At 55.3% G+C, this 19,803-nt stretch carries 16 protein-coding genes and 2 tRNA genes; 8 read left to right on the top strand and 10 right to left on the bottom strand.

Annotated elements, in window-relative coordinates; all coding sequences use genetic code 11:
- Positions 1-114: 114 nt before the first annotated feature.
- The 7 genes from ACR0BK_RS12675 to ACR0BK_RS12705 form a co-directional block, all read right to left on the bottom strand.
- Complete coding sequence (locus tag ACR0BK_RS12675; RefSeq protein ID WP_480554902.1) at positions 115-1,401, bottom strand: dynamin family protein; 1,287 nt, start codon at positions 1,399-1,401, stop codon at positions 115-117.
- Positions 1,398-3,440, bottom strand: coding sequence for a dynamin family protein (locus ACR0BK_RS12680; protein ID WP_480554904.1), 2,043 nt, complete (start codon positions 3,438-3,440; stop codon positions 1,398-1,400). The genes ACR0BK_RS12675 and ACR0BK_RS12680 overlap by 4 nt, the downstream gene beginning before the upstream one ends.
- 69 nt (positions 3,441-3,509) lie before the next feature.
- Positions 3,510-4,376, bottom strand: a complete 867-nt coding sequence (locus ACR0BK_RS12685) for a hypothetical protein (RefSeq protein ID WP_480554905.1) — start codon at positions 4,374-4,376, stop codon at positions 3,510-3,512.
- Between the two features lie 23 nt (positions 4,377-4,399).
- Positions 4,400-4,801 carry a hypothetical protein gene (locus tag ACR0BK_RS12690; RefSeq protein WP_480554906.1) on the bottom strand — a complete coding sequence of 134 codons (402 nt, stop codon included), beginning with the start codon at positions 4,799-4,801 and terminating at the stop codon, positions 4,400-4,402.
- Positions 4,802-4,847: 46 nt separating this feature from the next.
- Complete coding sequence (locus ACR0BK_RS12695) at positions 4,848-6,590, bottom strand: dynamin family protein (protein WP_480554907.1); 1,743 nt, start codon at positions 6,588-6,590, stop codon at positions 4,848-4,850.
- An 8-nt stretch (positions 6,591-6,598) separates the two neighbouring features.
- A complete protein-coding gene (locus ACR0BK_RS12700; RefSeq protein WP_480519860.1) occupies positions 6,599-8,611 on the bottom strand; it encodes a dynamin family protein in 2,013 nt (670 codons plus the stop codon).
- 2 nt (positions 8,612-8,613) lie between these two features.
- Positions 8,614-9,036 (bottom strand): hypothetical protein, encoded by a 423-nt coding sequence (locus ACR0BK_RS12705; protein WP_480477142.1) that lies wholly within the window; start codon positions 9,034-9,036, stop codon positions 8,614-8,616.
- 837 nt (positions 9,037-9,873) lie between these two features.
- Here ACR0BK_RS12705 and ACR0BK_RS12710 point away from each other — a divergent pair.
- Positions 9,874-9,958: transfer RNA gene (locus tag ACR0BK_RS12710), tRNA-Leu, on the top strand.
- A 359-nt stretch (positions 9,959-10,317) separates the two neighbouring features.
- Here ACR0BK_RS12710 and ACR0BK_RS12715 read toward each other — a convergent pair.
- Together ACR0BK_RS12715 and ACR0BK_RS12720 are read right to left on the bottom strand one after the other, a co-directional pair.
- A tRNA-Pro gene (locus ACR0BK_RS12715) sits at positions 10,318-10,394 on the bottom strand.
- A gap of 118 nt (positions 10,395-10,512) precedes the next feature.
- Positions 10,513-11,628 carry a THUMP domain-containing class I SAM-dependent RNA methyltransferase gene (locus ACR0BK_RS12720; protein ID WP_480554908.1) on the bottom strand — a complete coding sequence of 372 codons (1,116 nt, stop codon included), beginning with the start codon at positions 11,626-11,628 and terminating at the stop codon, positions 10,513-10,515.
- A gap of 297 nt (positions 11,629-11,925) precedes the next feature.
- Here ACR0BK_RS12720 and ACR0BK_RS12725 point away from each other — a divergent pair, with 297 nt between their 5' ends.
- The 6 genes from ACR0BK_RS12725 to nqrF are packed head-to-tail and all read left to right on the top strand — an operon-like array spanning position 11,926 to position 17,789.
- The gene (locus tag ACR0BK_RS12725) at positions 11,926-13,269 is read left to right on the top strand and encodes a Na(+)-translocating NADH-quinone reductase subunit A (RefSeq protein ID WP_480554909.1); all 1,344 of its coding nucleotides are present in this window, start codon (positions 11,926-11,928) and stop codon (positions 13,267-13,269) included.
- Positions 13,270-13,274: 5 nt separating this feature from the next.
- Positions 13,275-14,483, top strand: coding sequence for an NADH:ubiquinone reductase (Na(+)-transporting) subunit B (locus ACR0BK_RS12730; RefSeq protein WP_480477168.1), 1,209 nt, complete (start codon positions 13,275-13,277; stop codon positions 14,481-14,483).
- Complete coding sequence (locus tag ACR0BK_RS12735; RefSeq protein WP_480554910.1) at positions 14,476-15,291, top strand: Na(+)-translocating NADH-quinone reductase subunit C; 816 nt, start codon at positions 14,476-14,478, stop codon at positions 15,289-15,291. The genes ACR0BK_RS12730 and ACR0BK_RS12735 overlap by 8 nt, the downstream gene beginning before the upstream one ends.
- A complete protein-coding gene (locus ACR0BK_RS12740) occupies positions 15,291-15,944 on the top strand; it encodes an NADH:ubiquinone reductase (Na(+)-transporting) subunit D (protein ID WP_480554912.1) in 654 nt (217 codons plus the stop codon). Before ACR0BK_RS12735 ends, ACR0BK_RS12740 begins: the two co-directional genes overlap by 1 nt.
- A complete protein-coding gene (gene nqrE / locus ACR0BK_RS12745; protein ID WP_209507136.1) occupies positions 15,944-16,552 on the top strand; it encodes an NADH:ubiquinone reductase (Na(+)-transporting) subunit E in 609 nt (202 codons plus the stop codon). Before ACR0BK_RS12740 ends, nqrE begins: the two co-directional genes overlap by 1 nt.
- 13 nt (positions 16,553-16,565) lie before the next feature.
- Positions 16,566-17,789, top strand: coding sequence for an NADH:ubiquinone reductase (Na(+)-transporting) subunit F (gene nqrF, locus ACR0BK_RS12750; protein WP_480477174.1), 1,224 nt, complete (start codon positions 16,566-16,568; stop codon positions 17,787-17,789).
- 54 nt (positions 17,790-17,843) lie between these two features.
- Here the strand turns inward: nqrF and ACR0BK_RS12755 are convergent, their stop codons facing one another.
- A complete protein-coding gene (locus tag ACR0BK_RS12755; RefSeq protein WP_480519886.1) occupies positions 17,844-18,857 on the bottom strand; it encodes an NAD-dependent epimerase/dehydratase family protein in 1,014 nt (337 codons plus the stop codon).
- A 181-nt stretch (positions 18,858-19,038) separates the two neighbouring features.
- Here ACR0BK_RS12755 and ACR0BK_RS12760 point away from each other — a divergent pair, with 181 nt between their 5' ends.
- Positions 19,039-19,803, top strand: coding sequence for a metallophosphoesterase family protein (locus ACR0BK_RS12760; RefSeq protein ID WP_480554913.1), 765 nt, complete (start codon positions 19,039-19,041; stop codon positions 19,801-19,803).

The raw sequence follows: 19,803 nt of genomic DNA on the forward strand, positions 1-19,803 counted from the left end.
GGGTGGGGAAAACGAAAACTGATGACCCCAAACAGGTCTGTTGGTCTACGAATTCGAAACAATAAAGGGCCGATTCTTCGGCCCTTCGAATCGCTTCAATCCTGATGGAAAGTGCTAGGTCCCGGTTTTGGATTGTGCTGCGGCAACGGTACTGCCAGCCCAGGCAAGGTTATCACCAAGCTGCACAAGTATGTTGATTGCGTCTTTCAAAGGCGCATCGCCGCTTTCAAACTGAAGCAACAATAACAAGTCAGTCGCTTTTTCAAACTCGGCCGGAATCCAGTCAGCATCCGGATCGATTTCGCCACCTTGGTCCAACCGTTCCGCGAAATCTTCGACGATTTCCTGGCAGCTTTGCAAAAAGGCCGCGGGTTCGATGGCGGCGGTGTCACGCAGATCTTCATAAATGCTGGCAATAGCTGCCAGCCAGTCTTCAAGAATGGGGTTGTTCAGTGGCGGAAGGGCAGACCCCAGCGTTGACTGCATTGACGCAGCATCGTTGACGGTCGGTTCCGGCTCTGGCCCTTTCAATGTTTCCAGGAATGGCAGAAACTCGTGCTTCAGATCCTTCCGGGCAGCGCCAAGGTCACTGCGCCGCCGGTCAGACGCCGCATCAAGGACCTTTTCCGCGAGTTCCTGGCCACCACAGTTTTCCCAAAGATCGAAATCTGGTTCCGGCTCTTGAGCCATGGCGCGCACCGCGACGGGCGTGCCAATTGGGACCACAGCGCGAAACAGTCCCTCTTTCTCTTTGTTCAATCGGGCCAGTACCCGATCCAGAGCGGCCTGCACCGGGGGCAGATCAGCATGTGTGACCGCCAGCAGGCTGTTGGCTCTTAGCTCGGGCGGCACCTGCGCCCACAAATGCCGTTCGGTTTCGCGCCATGCGCTTGTGCCATTGGTGCACCAGATGGCACAGTCGACGAATTTCAGCAGGTCCAGTGTCTGTTTGTATGTATCATCCAATGCGCCAGAGCCGGGAAGATCGAACAGCGATATCTCTTTGAGAGCGGGTGTGTTCAATCCAACCGAAATAAAATCCGGCTCATCCGCAGCGGCCTTTTCCAGCGCGATGCCAGAGTATGTCTTGGGTTCCCTGTTCCACCAGCCGACAGTCGTCTCGGGCGTATCCGCGTAGGCAACGATGACAAGTGGCAGCTTCAGATGCTGCGGCCCGGTTGGAAGGATATCCGCCCCTGCCAGCATGTTCGCAAGGCTTGACTTGCCTGCTCCGAACTCCCCGGCGAAACCGATGTTGACCGCGTTGGACAGGCGCTCGGCGTGGGCGAGGGCCCGCGTGCGCATATCCTCCAATTTCGGGTCCGACGACAATTTTTCTGTCGCTGTCAGAAAGCGCTCCAGCTGCCGCACTTCCTGTTCGGTTCCGGGAAACTCAATCATTCCGCAGCCTCTGCCTGTCGTTCGTCCACGTTGTTTGTTCCAAAGACACTTTCCAACTCGTCGGTAATACGGCGCGCCCGTTCGAACGCAGCTTGTGCTTTCGCCTGAGCATTCAACTCACCCGCCCCGGAACGGTGCTCAAGATGGCCTGCCAAAAGAGCCAAGTAATGATCCAGGACGGTTTTCAACCGGTCCAGCAGATTTTCGCGTGTTGTGTCGATCAGGTCATCGCCAATCAACTCGAATTCCTGCACGATCATGCGCTCGGCCCGCGTCACAACGCTGTTGCGTGATATCAGACGCGACAACCAGTTTACACGCAGCTCAACCGTAATGCCACGGGTTAGCGCAGTGGTGTCCGGGCGGAACCAACGTACCGCACTTGTGTTCATGCGATTGTCTACCGGCTCCTGCCACCCCGGCAGTGCCCGCAAAGCGGCGTTGCATTGCATGTCGATCGCGTAAAGTTCGCTTAGCATGCGTTGGCGAACCACTTGCGACGCGCCTTGCACCAGCTCGCGCATGTGTTCGCGCAGTGGTGAGAAATTCAACTCGGTCGCGCCGCCCTTGGCAAGCAATGGGGATTGTCCTTCAGGCCCGCGCACCACAACAAAGACAGACTCGGACACCGTGTCATCCATGACTCCACGCAGGTTTGACAGAACGTCGTCCATGTCCCTGACAATGTCCTGCGTTTTGTCCGCAATCAGTTTGCGCAGATCGCCCAGCGTCTTGTCGCTGTCCTCAGCGCTGTGCGCACCCGCGCTGCCTTCATCTTGCAGAGCACGAAGATGTACCTGGGATCGCTCCAGTTCGCCACGCGCGAAGCTGTCGAGATGCTGCCACGCCATCCGCAACTGTTCGTTTATCGGCCCCTCCGTCAACGCCTGAGTGACATGGCGTCGTAAGTCGGGCAAGCCTGACGCGATCATAGCGGCAAACCGCAAGACAGCCTCACGGCTGATGGGCCCCGGTCCTTGTTTGATCTCTGCCACACCGTTCAGGTATTGTTGCATCTGTTCCGGGTGCGCCCGCAACCACGCCAGAATATGATCGTGATTCACACCGGTTTCATCGCCGGTCAGCGCATAATGCGCCCATTGTGCGCTGCCCATCAGGACATCGATATTCGAAGTACCCAAAGCTTTTTCCAGCCCGTCTACAACATCCAGACGCACCTTTGCCGCATCTTCGGCCCCGCCGCCCAATTCATCGACACGGTTGATGAAGACAACGATCTGTCCAAGTTCCAGTGCCTGCATCAGCCGGAACAGTTTCAGGTCCGCACGCGACAACGCCTGATGCGCTGAAAGAACCACCACAAAGAAATCGGATTCTTTGAGATACTGGCGGGAAATCTCCTCACGGATAAGCAGGGGGTCATTTACTCCGGGCGTATCGGTGACTGTCAGAGGGAATGGGAAATGTCCGATGTCAAAATAGACCTCGGCCTTGCGCGTGATGTCGCTGTAAAGTCCGCGATCACTGCCGGGGTCAACTGTCCCATCTTCTGCGGGGTCGTCCCCAGCGCACACGTAACGCGCCAGATCATCGGATGTCAGTTGATCCAGATCGTGATGTTGACCCAACAGCTGTTCATAACTGTCCCCCAGTCGCCGACGCGCCCGGGTCTTCATGGCTTCGACCTGCTCTTCGATCATCTCGCGCTTGTAGCTGTCCTCGTCATCCGGGAACATGTTGCGCAACTCTTCGCCTTCGGCGATCAGTGATTGCCACTGATAGTTGTCGAAGAAATGGAACTCGGCTCCTTCGGTTCGACCGTTCGGGTGCCCGAAATGCATGTCGGTGATCACGGTCGTCCAGGGGTTCACGTCCGACGGCAGGTATTCTGCCTGACCGGTGAAGCCGTTGATCAAGCGCGACTTTCCTGCTTTGATTTGTCCTACAAAGGCAACTGACGGTTTCAGTTTCCCCAGATCACCAATTATGCGCGATATGAACTGACGTGTTTCGTCATTGCTCGTCCCGTTCATGTCTTCTGCGATGCGAATAAGCTCGCGACGATGTGTTTCACTCATTACTCTTTACCCTGACTACAAAAAAACAACGCATTGAATTAGTCGAAAATTTGAATGCTTTAGGGGTAGTCATTCCTCAACCTCCCCCAAAGATGTCCACAGATTAATGACCGCACCAAGTTTGCGGGCATCGTGGATGGCCACAGCAATCTGCTCGTTATCGCTCAGAACTGCCATGCCCGCACCCTTACCACCCGATGGCCGTATGACGATCAGATGTGGGCCTTCGAATTCGTCCCGGGTGTCGTTGTTCCAACCAGCAAGATCCGAAACAAAACGTGTCAAAATCTCTTGATTGAGGTGCATTCCCTCGGAAGGTTTGCAGGTTCCTTCGAAAGCCAGCGCAGTGTTTTCCATACTATCCACAAGGACACGACCTGTGGCAAAGCGTGCAGCCCCGTCAAAAAACTGTTGTGCCAAGGAGTTGCCCGACTCTGCTACCGGGGCAGGGCTGTTGTCTGAAGATTTTTCAACATCGGGAACGACAGACACGATGGGCTCAGAGGAAAGCTCAATTCCGGCGCAGGCATTCTCGATCTCACTCAAGGTGATACCAACATCATCAGCCTCCAGCGTCGAGGCTGGCTTTCCAGACATCAGTTCCAGTGGGGCAGGGGCGGCTGAAATGTCAGAAACCAGTTGGGCCAGTTTATCGACCAGCGCGGTACGTGTTTCTGATTCGAAATCAGGAATCTGCCCGGACGGTACTTGAAACACATCCGTGATCCGGGAGCTGTTCACTTCGATCTTCAGGCAGCTTCCGTTTGCCGCGGTCAGCTCCAGTCGCCGGGGTAATATTGTTCCGCGAATGAAACGCAGTACAGCCGCGCGACGGGCTGTTGCAGTTTCACCGGGGACAATCACCGTCGGAGACAGGCGCGCAACCGAAGACCGCCCGATATCTTCGAGCATGTCGAGAATGTCTGTGTCCATCATACCGTGACCCCCTCTGGTCCCGTTCAGACTGCGGCCGCAACCGGCTTGAGGCTGAGATGCGATTTCGTGAGTGCCAGTCCCACATTCGCGCTGTTGCGGCAGATATAGCAGACCACATGATCAGGATATTCCTGGGTCCGCAAAAAGATGTTCAATCGGTCTTTTGAAAACACCGCGATTTCCCCGAACCCGGCGTTTTCCTCATCAGTGTTTCCGGCATCGTGCAAGAGCGCTTCAAATGCAGCGACACCACGCCCCTGAAACAGATTGGCCACTGCGATTGCCAAAGTGTCCAGCGATTCAGCGCAATCGGAATCAGAGACACTGCTGCCCAAAAGCATGCCGGTCTCCATGTCGATATACCCGGCTGCGATGCAGTCGGGTATTGTTTCAATCGCGGTGTTCAATGCATCCTGAATGGACATTTAACTCTTTATCGTCCTTTTTCTCAGCGCCTTGATTAAGGCATCCTTACAAAACATGCCACTCTGCACTGCTGTTTTCTTTTGACTTTGGAATGGCTTGCAGGGCGTGTTTGGAATGTTTCGCACTATATTCAACTGCGATCTGGTCAAATTCGGCAAGAAAGGCCTTGAATACGTTCTGAAGCCCGTCTGCGTCCTTTGGCAGCTCTTCGTTGTTTGTGATTTCCCGCCACATATCCGACGCGCTAAGGGGCGACTCGATTGCGGATTCCGGAAGATTAATGCGCGGTTCGTGACTGATATTGCGGGCTTCTTCCTCGACTGAGGCCACGACTTCTATTAAACCGTTTGTCTCAGGCTCAGGTTCGTAATCCTCGGCGTTGTTCTCTGGCTGAGCCGCCATCAGCGCCGCAATGGAGGATACCGAGACTTCGATACCCCGATCATCACGCGATTCAACTTCCGGCGTGAAAACTTCAATTTCATCCGCTTCGACCGAGGCTTCCCGCAACGTCGTGTTTAAGGAGGTCAGCACGTCATCAACGGACTTGTCGCCCGTTTCAGCATCTGGAGCTTCATCCAGCAGATCGTCCGCATCATCAGCATCGTCGAATTCACCGGACAGGTCGAACTCATCCACGTCTTCTTCCAGACCGGCGACATTCTTCAATTCAAGCGGATCGTTCGCAGTATCCTTGAAGAAGGCACGCAACTCGTCGCTGGTATCGGTTTCATCGAGCATCTGCTCGGGGTCTGATACCATTTCAGCCCGCAGCCGTTCAGCGTCTTCCGGGTTGATCCGAACCCGTTCGCCTTCGTCAAGGCGTCGCTCTACACGGGCTGGCCGGATGGGGAAACTTGTTACGACATTATGATCGTCGGCTCCTGGTCGCTGTTCGTTTTCCAAAGGATTGACCAGCCGCAGAGGAGTAGCTTCGGTGACGTCCGCCAGCGCCTCTCGGTCGTCTGGTTTGCTGGCAGGGCGCAGCGGTTGAACCCTGAATGCGCCGGACTGGCTTTTGTCGATCTGATACCGCGCCAGCTGATCGGCGCGATTGTCCATGATCTGTTCTGTGATTTCCAGAAAACTGTCGATCATCTTGCCGCCACCGCTGCGCGACCACATTTCGGCGTCGCCCGTCTTGTCACGGGCATTGATCGCATCGCGGGCGGAAAACAGAATGGACCGGTTGAAGAGGTGTCCGGCTTCGCGATTGACGCGGCGCAGAACCTTTTGACGATCCTTAAGGTTTAGTGCGTCGGCCCGCGTCACCAACAGCAGCGAGTTGTGTTGCAAGCGGTCCGGCAGCGAAACCCATGTCGCGCGTTCGGTTTCGCGCCAGGCTTGGGTCGCGTGGGTGCACCAAATGACCCCGTTTGCCTGTCCGACTGCCCGCTGCCAGACATCTGTCGAGATCTTGGGGTCCGAAATTCCGGGGGTGTCAATCAGATCGACGGCTTCCAGAATATCTGCCTCAAGGAAGATACGAACGAACTGCGCGTCGTTGACGCCAACAGTCTCAAGCTGATCCAGTTCGATGGGTTCGATGCTTCCGTCATGCCGCTTGATGTATGGTGTTTCACTGCCCCAGCTAAACCAGACCGGTGGTAACTGGGTCGCGGTAACCTGCGTCGGCAAGGTTTGCGTTCGCAGTAAAAAGTTCATCAGTGTGGACTTGCCAGCGCTGAATTCACCCATCAAAGCGAAAACCGGTTTGCGACGGGACCACTGCTCAATACGTTCCCATGCTTTCGGTGAAACAAAGCGTGTTTGTGAATCTTTTGCCATTTTTCTACTTATGCCGCTTCGTTGCTTAGGTCTTTCAGGATGTCACCCAGAATTTCGTCTCGCGATTTCTGAGGTTGCAGGCCCGCCATCGCTGCCGAGGCCTGGCCGGAATTTTTGTCCGCTGATGATGAGATGCTCAGCAGCGTTTCCTTCTGTTCCCGCATGAAGTCCGCCAGAATAGCGCGGACGTTTTCCAACACTGCCGCTATCTGGTTTTCCTCGATATCCTTGGTGATCGAATTTGCCTCGGACGCGATCAGGCGTGTGTAATCGGCAGCGTATGCCTCAAAGCCTTTGCGCTTTTGCCACCAGCGTCGCCACCAGGTACTTTGCAAGTCCAGGGCAATCGTCCGGCCAATCCCCAATGGTGGTGGAACACGCGGCACGATAGGTGCTTCGATGCTGAACTCGCCCAGATGGTTGCCAAGAATTTTGTGATACAGCGCTTCGACATCTGCAGCCGCAGTTGAGTAGAGCGCCCCGGCATCCTTACGCATTGCGCGGGCAAAACTGAAATAGGCAGCTTTTTGCAGCGTCCTCAAGCCAGCCGGGTCGTATTGCCAGGTGCCTTGCTCGCCATTCATCTCAAGATGCGCGATCAGGGAATCTGTTGCGCGCTTCACAAAACTTGCCTCGGCCGAGTTCAGGCGCTCCAGTACTTTGTCGCGTAATGCGTTGGTCAGTTCGGCCGCTTTCTTTTCATATTCCGCAGAAACCTTCGCAATCGCATCTTCCGGCGAAACACCATCAAGATCACGCGCGACGCCTTCACCCTCTGACAGAGTCTTTGCCACGGCGGTGGCACGAATCTGGCTGGCAATGTTGCGGGCGCGATGGCGAACCCGGTCTATCAGTCGCGCTCCGGCACCTTCTGCAATACGCTCGTTTATCGCCAGCAGCAGGTCAGGCAATCCGGACAATGCCCAGATTTTGTCAAGCGAGGGTGCCTGATCACCGAATCCAGCAGCGAGATAAAAAGTATTAAGTGCTTCGCGGGATTCCTCGTTCAGAATCTCGGGGTTCCCGGTCAGCGCTGCCTCAGCCCACAAGGCACTGCCGAACACGACACTAGTCTTTGCGTCGATGTTGTTCTGTTTCAGAGTGTCCAGAATCCGGTCGCGGATTTCGGGGACCTGGTTAACCGGGTCTGACAACTCGTCAATCCGGTTCACAAACAGGACGATCTGACGGTTCTCAAATTGGGCGATGATCCGCATCAAGGCCATGTCCATGGTGGTCAGGGCTTGGCTTGCGGCAAGCACCACAACACAGACCTCGGACCCGCGCAGGCTGCGCAGGGTAATCTGTTCACGCACCATGAAGGTATCGTTGACACCCGGCGTATCACAGAGTTTCAGCGCAATCGGGTACTGAGGGATATCCATGTACAACTCGGCAGACTTGGTCACATCTGCAAACCGGCCGGTTTTTGGATTGATATCCGGGTCGTCTTCATCGCCCAGGCACACATATCTTTGGATCAGTTCTTCATCGAAGTGGTCGTATTGGTGGCTTTGGCCAAGTATCAGGTCAAAGTGCTTTCCAAGACGCTCTTCGGACTTTGCTTTCATCTCGCCGATCTGACGGCGAATGTCCTCCATCTCGTCATCTGCACCGGCACGGTTGGCCAACTCGCCCAACCGGCCGCCCCCGACCATCAGGTTGTCCCATTCTTCCTGCTCAAAGAAGGTGAACTTGGCCTTGGTATCGCCCGGCGGGCGCGTGTTGATGTTCAGGGTTGTGACGACCGACGTCCACGGGTTCACATCCGACGGAAGCAAAGATGGGCGCCCTGCGAGAATGTTTACAATCGATGATTTGCCCGCTTTTACCTGACCGACCATGGTGATGCTGGCGGTGAAGTTTTCCATCCGGGTCTTGAGTGTTGCCAGACGTGCCGAGGAGCGCGCATCAGCCACCTCAGTCAATTGATCAATCTGCGCCGTCAGTGATGACATTGCCGAAGTCATCGGCGCCAGAGCTTCGTTGCCTACAGACAACAGGTGATCATTGCGCGCCATGCTTAACCTCCGGTTCCCGTAGCAGCGATGCGGGGTTCAAGCGAAGGACGGCCCGTTGGAATTCCTGTCAGGGTGTCGATACGTGCGATCAGGTCCAAAGCGTTGCCCAAAATGTCAGCCTCGGCGCGCGGGCTGATGGTTTCGTAAGCCTTGGCATCAGCCAGCACCTCGATCGAGCTGAAGCGATCGCCGTTTTCAAGGCACGCAACGCGGCGTCCGGTCGGGAAACCTTCGGATTTGACCGCGGGCAATGGCATACGCGCATTGGCCAGCAGGTAGTGGTCGCCGGAATGAGTTCGGAGCGAAATCCCAAAGCCCGTGTTCGGATGGTCCCGGTTCAGGATCTTGAGTTCGCCAAGAAAGCTTTCACGAGCAAAGAAGACAGCCTCTTGCTCGGCAGTAGCGGAGGAATTCAGATCGGTCACAGCAGTAAACCTTGTACTGGAGTTGAGCAGGAAACTCGTACCGGCGCCAAAGTGGCAAAAAGGACTCATTAACTCCTGCTAAACAACAAGACCCTTCAAGGCGGTCTTATTTTGACGTGAATAAGATTTTTTGGCGTTTGAAATGTGGCAGCTTTGTGGTGGAGCGCTCTTGAGAATGCCTCAACCTGCGCGGGAATGCCTATGACGCAAGCGCCACTCGGCACCTACAGTGTGAAACCGAGCGGGGACCGGCGGAACACAATTGCTTGCACTTGACGGTACAGGTCATTCGATAATCTGTTTGGCCGTGAAGGGCACCACAGCCGAGTAAGCCATTCTTGTTATTTCAGAAACCTGAAGTCTCTCTCTGAGTTGGAAAGGGTCGCAGATGCGTTTCCTGGGGTGTTGGGGTGGGTAATCCCGCGCTTCGTCCCAAGGATTCAACTATGAGCATGTGAGGGCAGTGAAGGATGATTTCTATATTCGCTATTGGTGATCTGGCAACAGGCTGTCAGCTTGTCTTTTTGGCCTTTGGTCAACGTAAACGAGATATTTCGCAGGCTAACTTGGCCGAAATCTAAACTTCGGCAGGAATGAACAGCTCTTCCAAAATTGCGTGGTCTTTGTCCCTCAGGATATCGGGTTTCACGGCCACTGATGTTCCCATCAGTTTTCCACTGACAAGTCTCTTAGGGCTATACATTTTCATGAGGTACTGTGGTTGCTCAATATCTCATCAGAGGATCTACAAACTTGGCGATACGTGTATTTTACCTCTCGCGCTCGGAAGCAAGCTTTGTTATTGACCGCTTCATTCCAGCGCTGCGGCGCTGAGTTGCGGGTGTGGCGAAATTGGTAGACGCACCAGATTTAGGTTCTGGCGCCGCAAGGCGTGGGGGTTCAAGTCCCTCCACCCGCACCATTTTGATCAACTAAAGTTCTGAAAATATAAGTATTTATAAACTCTATTAGGCTTTAACCTCCAGTTGGCCCCCATGTTTAATCGCTGCTGGGTTCCCTGTCTTCGATCCAATCGCGCACCTCTGGCGCCCTCAAAGGTGTGCATCTTTTCCACTGGTGAATCGGGCTTTCCTTATCGGTCAATATGTCCAGAAGAGGTTAAGAATATCGCAGAGATCAAGACTGGAAGATACGAGTTGCTGCTGCCGCATATTTTGGATGTAGATTGCGACAGAGCTAAGCACATCCAGCAGACGAAGCGTTGCGGATATTGTTGCGGTCGATCTGCTAAAAAAGGCGCCCTCGGGCGCCTTGTTTTACTGGTCGGAGTGAGAGGATTCGAACCTCCGGCCCCTGCCTCCCGAAGACAGTGCTCTACCAGGCTGAGCTACACTCCGACCGTGGCGGGTGATCTATACGGGGCTTTTCCGATGCGCAAGAGGATTTTGAGAAGCGGTCTTCTGAATCTTCCGTCTTTTTACCGGTATCGGATGGGCTAGGCAGGCCACGCGACTCTCATGGCAGCGGATTCGTTTTGTACAGACGGATCTTGGTGCCTCCGTGGTCTACCACCGGACCGGGTGCCAGAAAAGGCAGACGGGTCGCCCGAGCCAGGGCCGGGGCGCTGGTGACCACCCCGACACGCCATCCGCGAAACCGGGTCATCAGAGACTTACCCAAGACGCCGTAGACAGAGCGCAGACGCTTTTCATCTCCAATTCGCGCCCCGTAGGGAGGGTTCACAATGACCAGCCCGGCGGGTCCCGCAGGGGGTTTGATGTCACTGACGGAAAGCTGTTGAAATCGAGTATTGGCGTTTACCTGCGCTCTCTCTGCATTGGCTGTCGCGGCTTCGATTGCTCCGGCGTTGCGGTCTGAGCCGCAGAATGTAAGAGAACATTCAGCGACGTTTGACTCGCTGCGCTTGTCTTGCCAGCGGTCAGGGTCGAAGCCCGCCAGATTTTCGAACGCAAAGCTGCGGGTCCGACCGGGGTGCAGCCCTAGGGCAATCTCGGCGGCTTCGATCACGAAAGTACCCGAGCCGCACATCGGGTCCAACACCGGTTCAGTGCCGCTAAACCCGCAGTCTCGTAGAAACATGGCTGCCATCGTTTCGCGCATTGGCGCTTTGGCAATTGCCTCTTTGTGGCCGCGCTTGTGCAAAAGCTCTCCCGAACTGTCGACCGATATGGTGCAGATGTCTTTTTCGATTCTCAGCAAGATCCTGATTTCGGCGTCGGAAGATATCGGAACACCCAGAGTTTCTGATATCGCATGCTCAATTCTCTGCCGCGCAGCACCGGCGTGATAAATTCTGGATTTGCGGCTGGTGGCCTCGACTTTGACCGGAACATTGGGCCGCAGGAACTCGCCCCACGGAAATTTGCGCGCGCGTTTGTCCAATTGGGCCAGATGCACGGCTGGAAAACTGCCCAGACGCACCAGGACCTTATTTGCGCCGCGCAAGGTCAGGTTGGCGCGCCAGACCTCGGTCCATGAGCCACGGCAGGTGACACCCCCAGGCATCGTTTTGACCTGAGCGAATCCGTTGGATTGCGCCTCGGCACCGAGGGGGGCTTCAAGACCCGGAGTGGCTACAAGAAAGATTTCGAAGTCTGTGTCTTTTTCCATTCCGGTTGCTTACACTGGAAGCTCAGCGAGCGCGACACGCAATTTTGGGCAGTTTTTTTAGCCAGCTTAATGGAAAAACTCCAAGATTTTGCGGTTTGAACTTAACTTTTGGCGGTAACAGGTTTGCGTTTACGGGCATCCGCGCGTAAAGGGTCCGTGATCAGAATTACGCCTGCGGAATTTGGACCCAATCTGACGCTTTTGCGATGGGCACCTGAAAAAACCGCGTTATTGCATGACCCCGTAAGGGTGTCAGCAAGGCTGGCGCAGGAAAGAGGCTTGGAAGAACGTAGCGGCATGCAAACTTTCAAACTGAAAAAAGGGTTGGACCTGCCGGTAGAAGGCGCTCCCGACCAAACCATTCATCCGGGTCCGGAATACTCGACCGTTGGCGTTCTGGGTGGGGATTACATTGGCCTGAAACCTAAGATGCTGGTGCAGGCAGGTGATAGTGTCGAGCGGGGTACACCGCTCTTTTGTCACAAAGATGCGCCTGACGCGATGATGGTCGCACCGGTGACTGGCAAGATTGTTGCCATCAACCGGGGTGCCCGCAGGGTGTTGCAGAGCGTCGTCATCGAAGTGTCCGACGCCAATGACACGGGCTTGGTTTTTTCGAGCGTGGGCGATGCGCATAGCGCCGAAGGCGTGACTGCAAAACTGTGCGCCGCTGGACTGTGGACCTCATTCCGCACGCGACCTTATTCGAAAATGCCGGAACCCGGTGCCAAACCGAACGCGATTTTCGTGACAGCTATGGACAGTGACCCTTTGGCGGCTGATGCCGCCACGATCATTGCCGAGGCACCCGAAGCCTTTGCCGCTGGAATGGCAGCGGTCAGCAAGCTGGCCGAAGGCAAGACCTATCTTTGCCAGAAACAAGGCGACACGATCCCCGGCGCGGATGTTGCTGGTGTCGAGGCCGCAGCGTTTTCCGGTCCACATCCATCGGGCCTGGCAGGAACCCATATTCACTTCCTCGAACCGATTGCAGGGGAAAAGCAGGTCTGGACCATCGGTTATCAAGACGTCATCGCGATTGGTCGCTTAATGCAGACCGGGCATCTGGACCCGAGTGTTGTGATCGCCTTGACCGGACCCGGTGCGCGTCAGCCGCGCTTGATCCGCACCGTGATGGGCGCCTCCACGGACGACTTGACACGGGATGAGGTAAATGTGGACGGAACGCCCCGCATTATCTCGGGTTCGATCCTGTCGGGTAAACATGCCGACGGACCAACCGCATATCTGGGGAGGTTTGCCCGTCAAATCTGTATCATCCGAGAGGATCACGATCAGATTCCGATGGGCTGGATCCGACCAATGCCTTCCAAGTATTCCGTCCAGCCTGTATTGGGCTCGGCCTTTTCCAGAAAACTCTATGCTTTCACGTCCAACCTGAACGGTGGCCGCCGCGCGATGGTGCCGACAGGCGTGTTCGAAGAGCTGATGCCGCAGGATTACCTGCCCACACAATTGCTTCGGGCCTTGCTGGTGATGGATACGGATACAGCTCAGGCACTGGGTGCGCTTGAACTGGACGAAGAGGATCTGGGCCTTGTGGGCTTTGCCTGTCCGGCGAAATACGAATACGGGCTGGCGCTGCGCGACTGCCTGAACAAGATTGAAAAGGAGGGCTGATCCGAATGGGATTGCGTAACTTCTTTGACCGGATCGAGCCGAACTTTACCAAGGGCGGCAAGTACGAGAAGCTTTTTCCGATCTACGAGATGGTGGAAAGCTTCATCTACACTCCGAAAACCGTAACCACTGTTGCTCCTCATGCGCGGTCTTACGTGGATATGAAGCGGATCATGACATATGTCGTGATTGCCACTATTCCTTGCATCCTGTGGGGAATGTGGAATACCGGTTACCAGGCAAATTCGGCCATTGCCGCGCTTGGCCCAGAGTCTGCGACCGGCTGGCGGATTGCAATTCTTCAGGTTTTTGGCATTTCGCTTAGTCCGGACAGCATCTTTGCCAATGTCATGCACGGGCTCATGTACTTCCTGCCGATCTATGTCGTCACGTTGGTGGCAGGCGGTATTTTCGAGGTCATTTTCGCAACGGTCCGCGGCCACGAGGTGAATGAAGGCTTTCTTGTCACTTCGATGCTTTACGCCTTGATCATGCCTGCAACCACGCCTCTGTGGCAGGTTGCCCTGGGAATTATTTTTGGTGTCGTGATCGGCAAAGAGGTTTTCGGCGGCACTGGTAAGAACTTCCTCAACCCTGCCTTGGTGGGGCGGGCGTTTTTGTATTTCGCCTATCCCGCGCAGATGTCGGGCGATGCAGTCTGGACCCCGGTTGACGGGTTTTCCGGGGCGACGGCTCTGGCTGTGTCGGCTGCCGAAGGCTATCAGGCGCTGGCCGCTGACGGTATCACCTGGTGGAGCGCGTTTTATGGCACCATCCAAGGCAGTATAGGGGAAACCTCGACGCTGGCCTGCATCATCGGTCTAGCCTTCCTGCTGATCACCAAGATCGCCAACTATCGGCTGATTGTGGGATGTCTGGCAGGCACAATTGCGTTCACCTGGCTGCTGAACCTGATCGGGTCCGAGACGAACCCGATGTTCGCTATGCCCTGGTACTGGCATGTCGTATTGGGTGGTTACGCCTTTGGTCTGGCTTTCATGGTGACCGAGCCGGTCTCGGCCAGCCACACCAATGCCGGTCGCTATGTCTATGGCGCCCTGATTGGTGTCATGGTTGTGTTAATACGTGTGATCAACCCAGCCTTTCCCGAAGGTATGATGCTGGCCATACTGTTCGGCAACGTCTTTGCACCGCTGATCGATTATTTTGTCGTTCAGGCCAACATCAAACGGAGGGCGCGTCGCCATGTCTGATACGCAATCCCCTGAACGCAAGGGCGCGATTGCCCGGTTTCTGGCGGCCTCACCAGATTCAGTTGGCAAAACGATCTTTATTGCTGTTGCGGTCTGTCTCGTTGCCTCGATGATCGTGTCGGCCGCTGCGGTCAGCCTGCGCCCGGTGCAGGAGGCCAACAAGCTGAAGGACAAGCAGGTCAATATCCTGCAGGTGGCGGGGGTGTATGAACCCGGCGTCAATGTCACCGAAGCATTTGCCGCATTCGAGCCGCATGTGCTGGACCTGGCAACGGGCGATTTTGTGGATAATCAGTTCGAACCGGCCACCTTTGACGATTTGGCCGCTGCCGGCGATCCGGACCTGAGCGTCGCGCTTGACGACGATCCCGCAGGCATTGGTCGAAAGGCAAAATATCGGGTCATCTATCTGCTGCGCGACGACAGCGGAGCGTTGGACAAGGTGATCTTGCCGCTGCATGGCTATGGGTTGTGGTCTACGCTCTACGGCTTCATCGCGCTGGAAAAGAACGGCAACGACATTTTCGGCCTGCAATTCTATCAGCATGGCGAGACGCCGGGTCTGGGTGCTGAGGTGGACAACCCGCGCTGGAAGACGTTGTGGAACGGCAAGAAGCTGCGCGACGACGCGGGAGTGTTGCAGATCACCGTCGCCAAGTCGCAGCCTGCGGCCGGGCCCGACTATTACATCGACGCCCTGGCAGGTGCGACCCTGACCACTGTCGGTGTCGACAACCTGGTGAGATTCTGGATGGGTGACGCGGGTTACGCTCCGTTCCTGGCCAAGCTGCAAGCAGGAGAGATCTGATGTCGCAGACCAAGAAAGAGCTGTTGGTCGACCCCCTTGTCGACAACAACCCGATCACCCTGCAGGTGCTGGGCATCTGTTCAGCTTTGGCGGTGACTTCGTCGTTGCAGGTGGCCTTTGTCATGGCGCTGGCGGTGACCTTTGTGACTGCGTTTTCGTCGATGTTCATTTCGATTTTGCGCAATCAGATTCCCAGTTCGATCCGAATCATCGTGCAGATGGTGATCATCGCCTCGCTAGTGATTTTGGTGGATCAGATCCTCAAGGCTTATGCCTTTCAGATTTCCAAGACCCTGTCGGTGTTTGTCGGCCTGATTATCACCAACTGTATCGTTATGGGCCGAGCCGAGGCATTCGCCATGAAAAACCCGCCGGTAGCGTCGTTCATCGACGGTTTTGGCAACGGCATGGGCTATGGCCTGATCCTGATGCTGGTGGGCATCATCCGGGAGTTGTTTGGATCGGGCAGCCTGTTTGGCGTGACAATCCTGCAAACGGTCAATAATGGCGGTTGGTACGTACCCAACGGCCTGTTGCTGCTGCCGCCGTCGGCGTTCTTTGTGATCGGCCTGCTGATCTGGGCTTTCCGCACGTGGAAGCCGAACCAGGTCGAAGAACGTGAATACAAAATCCAGCAGGTAGAGGCGCACTGATGGAAGGGCTTATCTCTCTGGCCGTGAAGGCCGTCTTTATCGAAAACCTTGCGCTCAGCTTTTTCCTTGGCATGTGTACCTTCATCGCCGTGTCGAAAAAGATTTCGACTGCCATCGGCCTGGGAATATCGGTCATGGTGGTGCAGGCCATCACCGTGCCCGCCAACAACCTGTTGCTGTCCTTCCTGCTGAAACCGGGCGCATTGGCATGGGCCGGGTTCCCGGATGTGGATTTGACCTTTCTCGGGCTGATTTCCTATATCGGCGTGATCGCAGCGATGGTTCAGATCCTCGAAATGATTCTCGATAAGTATTTCCCGCCGCTCTACAACGCGCTGGGGATCTTCCTGCCTTTGATCACTGTGAACTGTGCCATTCTAGGTGGTTCGCTGTTCATGGTCGAACGGGATTATAACTTTGCCGAGGCGACCACCTATGGCATCTCATCCGGCTTCGGTTGGGCGTTGGCGATCACCGCGATGGCGGGCGTGCGCGAAAAGCTCAAATACTCGGATGTGCCGGACGGGCTTCAGGGGCTGGGCATCACCTTTATCACTGCCGGGCTGATGGCGATGGCCTTTATGTCCTTCTCAGGCGTGAAACTGTAAGGGGGGCGAGAGAATGGAAACCTTTTCGCTCGGCGTTGTCCTGTTCACCCTGATTGTTCTGGCGCTGGTGGCCATCATTATGGCTGCTCGGTCAAAGTTGGTGTCAACCGGCAATGTCAACATCACCATCAACGGTGAAAAGACTATCTCGGTTCCGGCGGGTGGCAAACTGCTGCAAACATTGGCGGCCGAAAAACTGTTTGTTCCGTCAGCCTGCGGTGGTGGTGGTACCTGTGCCCAGTGTCGCGTGAAAGTGCATTCGGGTGGCGGTTCGATCCTGCCGACCGAAGAAAGCCATATTACAAAGCGCGAAGCCTCCTGTGGCGACCGTCTGTCCTGTCAGGTGGCGGTCAAGCAGGACATGGAAATCGAAGTTCCAGAAGAGGTCTTCGGCGTCAAGAAATGGGAATGCACCGTTCGCTCGAACGACAACGTTGCGACCTTTATCAAGGCCCTTACTCTGGACCTGCCCGAAGGAGAGGACGTGAAATTCCGTGCCGGGGGCTACATCCAGATCGAAGCGCCCGCTCATCAGTTGAAATACACCGATTTCGACGTGCAGGAAGAATACCGCGAGGATTGGGATCGCTTCAATCTGTGGCAATATGAGTCGGTTGTGACACAACCGATCGAACGCGCCTATTCGATGGCCAACTATCCGGATGAAAAGGGCATGATCATGCTTAACGTCCGGGTAGCTTCACCGCCTCCGGGCTCAGAAGGAATTCCGCCGGGCCAGATGTCGTCCTACATCTTCAACCTGAAGCCGGGCGATAAAGTTACTATTTCGGGTCCATTTGGCGAGTTTTTCGCGCGTGAAACCAAGAAGGAAATGGTCTTCATCGGTGGTGGCGCCGGCATGGCACCGATGCGCAGCCACATCTTTGACCAGCTCAAACGCCTTGAGAACCGTGACCGCAAGATCAGTTTTTGGTACGGCGCACGATCCAAGAAAGAGATGTTCTTTGTCGAGGACTTCGATCAGCTGGCGGAAGAGTTCGACAATTTCGAATGGCACGTCGCTCTGTCAGACGCCCAGCCCGAGGATGAATGGAAAGGCTATACCGGCTTCATCCACAACGTTCTGTTCGAAGAATACCTCAAGAACCACCCGGCACCTGAGGATTGCGAATACTACATGTGTGGACCGCCAATCATGAACCAGTCGGTTATCAACATGCTGCTGGATCTGGGCGTGGATCGAGAAGATATCATGCTCGACGATTTTGGCGGGTAAATAATGAAACCGGCGCTGAGTGCGCCGGTTTTTTCATTCCGGCACCAGGTCGACCTATTTTCCGTAATAGTCCCGATACCAGGCGACGAATTGGGCAATGCCGTCCTTCAAGTCGGTCTGCGGGCGATAATTCGTCAGCTGCTGCAACAGCCGATTGTCAGCCCAGGTGGCATGAACATCGCCCATCTGCATTGGCATGAAGTTTTTGACCGCTTTCTGGCCAACAGCCTCTTCGATGGCTTCTATGAAATCCATCAGACGCACCTTGTCTCCGTTGCCAATGTTGACGATGCGGTACGGTGCAACTGGCGACAAGCTGTCACCGTCTTCGATATCCGCGCGGCTGATCGGGCGAACCGGTGGAACATCGATCAGCAACCTGATCCCGCGCACAAGGTCTTCTACATGCGTGAAGTCGCGATACATATCGCCATGATTGTAGATGTCTATTGGTCTGCCATCCAGTATCGCAGCGACGAACTTGAAATAGGCCAGATCGGGGCGCCCCCAAGTGCCGTAAACGGTGAAAAACCGAAACATCGTGGTCGGCAAATCCCACAGATGGGCATAGGAATGCCCCATCGCCTCATTCGCCTTTTTGGTGGCGGAATAGATCGTCAGTTGGGTGTCGGCTTTTTCTGTTTCGATGAACGGCATGTCTTCGTTTGCACCGTAGATCGATGAGGTCGACGCCATCAAAAGATGTTCCACCTTATGCTGACGCGCAATTTCCATCACATTGAACGTGCCCACAACGTTCGACTCGATATAGCTGCGGGGATATTCAAGGCTGTGCCGCACGCCAGCCTGCGCGGCCAGATGTACGATGACATCGGGCTGAAACTCCTCAGCGACCTGCACAAGCCGATCAAAGTTTTCCAAACGGTCTTCAGTTGCCGTAAATCCTGAGGTTTGAAGCAGTATCTGATGTCGACGCTGTTTCAGGGTCACATCATAATAGTCGGTCATCCCGTCGTAGCCGTGTACCTGAAACCCTTCTGCCAAAAGCAACTTGGCCAGATGGAATCCGATGAACCCGGCAGAACCTGTAATCAATACTCGTTTCATAAAACCCTCAGAACTCACTGCAAATTCATCGCTGGCTGGAAGGCTGATCCTATCATCAGATCAACTGCTTGCGAACATCCTGCGGGCATATCGGACAATCTAAGGCTCGTGGTCAACACTTTGCCTATTCAAACAGTTGTTGATTGCGACCACCGAGCGGGGCGGGTAGGGATCAAATGCCATGATGAAAGACTGGATCAGACGGCGGTTCCAATCCGCGGCGAGGGAAAGCTCCAATGCGATGCCATGCGACGTGGCACCAGCAGAAAAAGTGACAGCTGTCGGCGATATTCACGGTCGTCTTGATCTGCTTCAGGCGGTTTTGCCACGACTCGACGATCAAAGCCCGCTGGTTTTTCTGGGCGATTACATCGACCGGGGGGCATACAGCGCGCAGGTACTGCGGCATTTGCATCACCTGAGTGAAGCGTCAGACGGGCGGGTGCAATGCCTGCTTGGCAATCACGAAGAGATGCTGCTGCAATTTGCAAACGAGCCGGAACGATACGCCAGGCTTTGGTTTCATAACGGAGGAGCGGAAACTTTGGCATCTTTCGGTCTCGAATGTCCCGACGAGTTGGACGGTGGCAAGCATCTGCCTGAACTGGCAGAGCGTCTGCGGCATAAGATGGGCGACAGCTTGCTGGACTGGCTTGCAAATCTGCCGCTGACCTGGACCAGCGGCAACGTCACCTTTGTCCACGCGGCGCTTGATCCGCGGCAATCCATTCAATCCCAGGATCGCCAAATCTGTCTATGGGGTCATCCGATGTTTCCACGGCTTGCACGCAGCGACGCGCAATGGGTTGTACACGGTCATACAATTGTAAACCAACCCCGGGTTAAAAACCGGGTTGTGTCGATTGATACCGGTGCCTTTGCCTCGGGCAGATTAACTGCCGTTGAAATAGACGGCGGTAGCATCGGGTTTCTTTCAACCGGTTGA

This window comes from Ruegeria sp. AF1 (assembly GCF_056542125.1).

Bases quoted from the DNA above. Each gene is read 5' to 3' on its own strand.
- ACR0BK_RS12700 (WP_480519860.1), bottom strand. From the start codon at position 8,611: ATGGCGCGCAATGATCACCTGTTGTCTGTAGGCAACGAAGCTCTGGCG.
- ACR0BK_RS12690 (WP_480554906.1), bottom strand. From the start codon at position 4,801: ATGTCCATTCAGGATGCATTGAACACCGCGATTGAAACAATACCCGAC.
- ACR0BK_RS12685 (WP_480554905.1), bottom strand. From the start codon at position 4,376: ATGATGGACACAGACATTCTCGACATGCTCGAAGATATCGGGCGGTCT.
- ACR0BK_RS12735 (WP_480554910.1), top strand. From the start codon at position 14,476: ATGTCTGATACGCAATCCCCTGAACGCAAGGGCGCGATTGCCCGGTTT.
- ACR0BK_RS12680 (WP_480554904.1), bottom strand. From the start codon at position 3,440: ATGAGTGAAACACATCGTCGCGAGCTTATTCGCATCGCAGAAGACATG.
- ACR0BK_RS12675 (WP_480554902.1), bottom strand. From the start codon at position 1,401: ATGATTGAGTTTCCCGGAACCGAACAGGAAGTGCGGCAGCTGGAGCGC.
- ACR0BK_RS12740 (WP_480554912.1), top strand. From the start codon at position 15,291: ATGTCGCAGACCAAGAAAGAGCTGTTGGTCGACCCCCTTGTCGACAAC.
- ACR0BK_RS12725 (WP_480554909.1), top strand. From the start codon at position 11,926: ATGCAAACTTTCAAACTGAAAAAAGGGTTGGACCTGCCGGTAGAAGGC.
- nqrF (WP_480477174.1), top strand. From the start codon at position 16,566: ATGGAAACCTTTTCGCTCGGCGTTGTCCTGTTCACCCTGATTGTTCTG.
- ACR0BK_RS12720 (WP_480554908.1), bottom strand. From the start codon at position 11,628: ATGGAAAAAGACACAGACTTCGAAATCTTTCTTGTAGCCACTCCGGGT.
- ACR0BK_RS12730 (WP_480477168.1), top strand. From the start codon at position 13,275: ATGGGATTGCGTAACTTCTTTGACCGGATCGAGCCGAACTTTACCAAG.
- ACR0BK_RS12760 (WP_480554913.1), top strand. From the start codon at position 19,039: ATGATGAAAGACTGGATCAGACGGCGGTTCCAATCCGCGGCGAGGGAA.
- ACR0BK_RS12755 (WP_480519886.1), bottom strand. From the start codon at position 18,857: ATGAAACGAGTATTGATTACAGGTTCTGCCGGGTTCATCGGATTCCAT.
- ACR0BK_RS12695 (WP_480554907.1), bottom strand. From the start codon at position 6,590: ATGGCAAAAGATTCACAAACACGCTTTGTTTCACCGAAAGCATGGGAA.
- nqrE (WP_209507136.1), top strand. From the start codon at position 15,944: ATGGAAGGGCTTATCTCTCTGGCCGTGAAGGCCGTCTTTATCGAAAAC.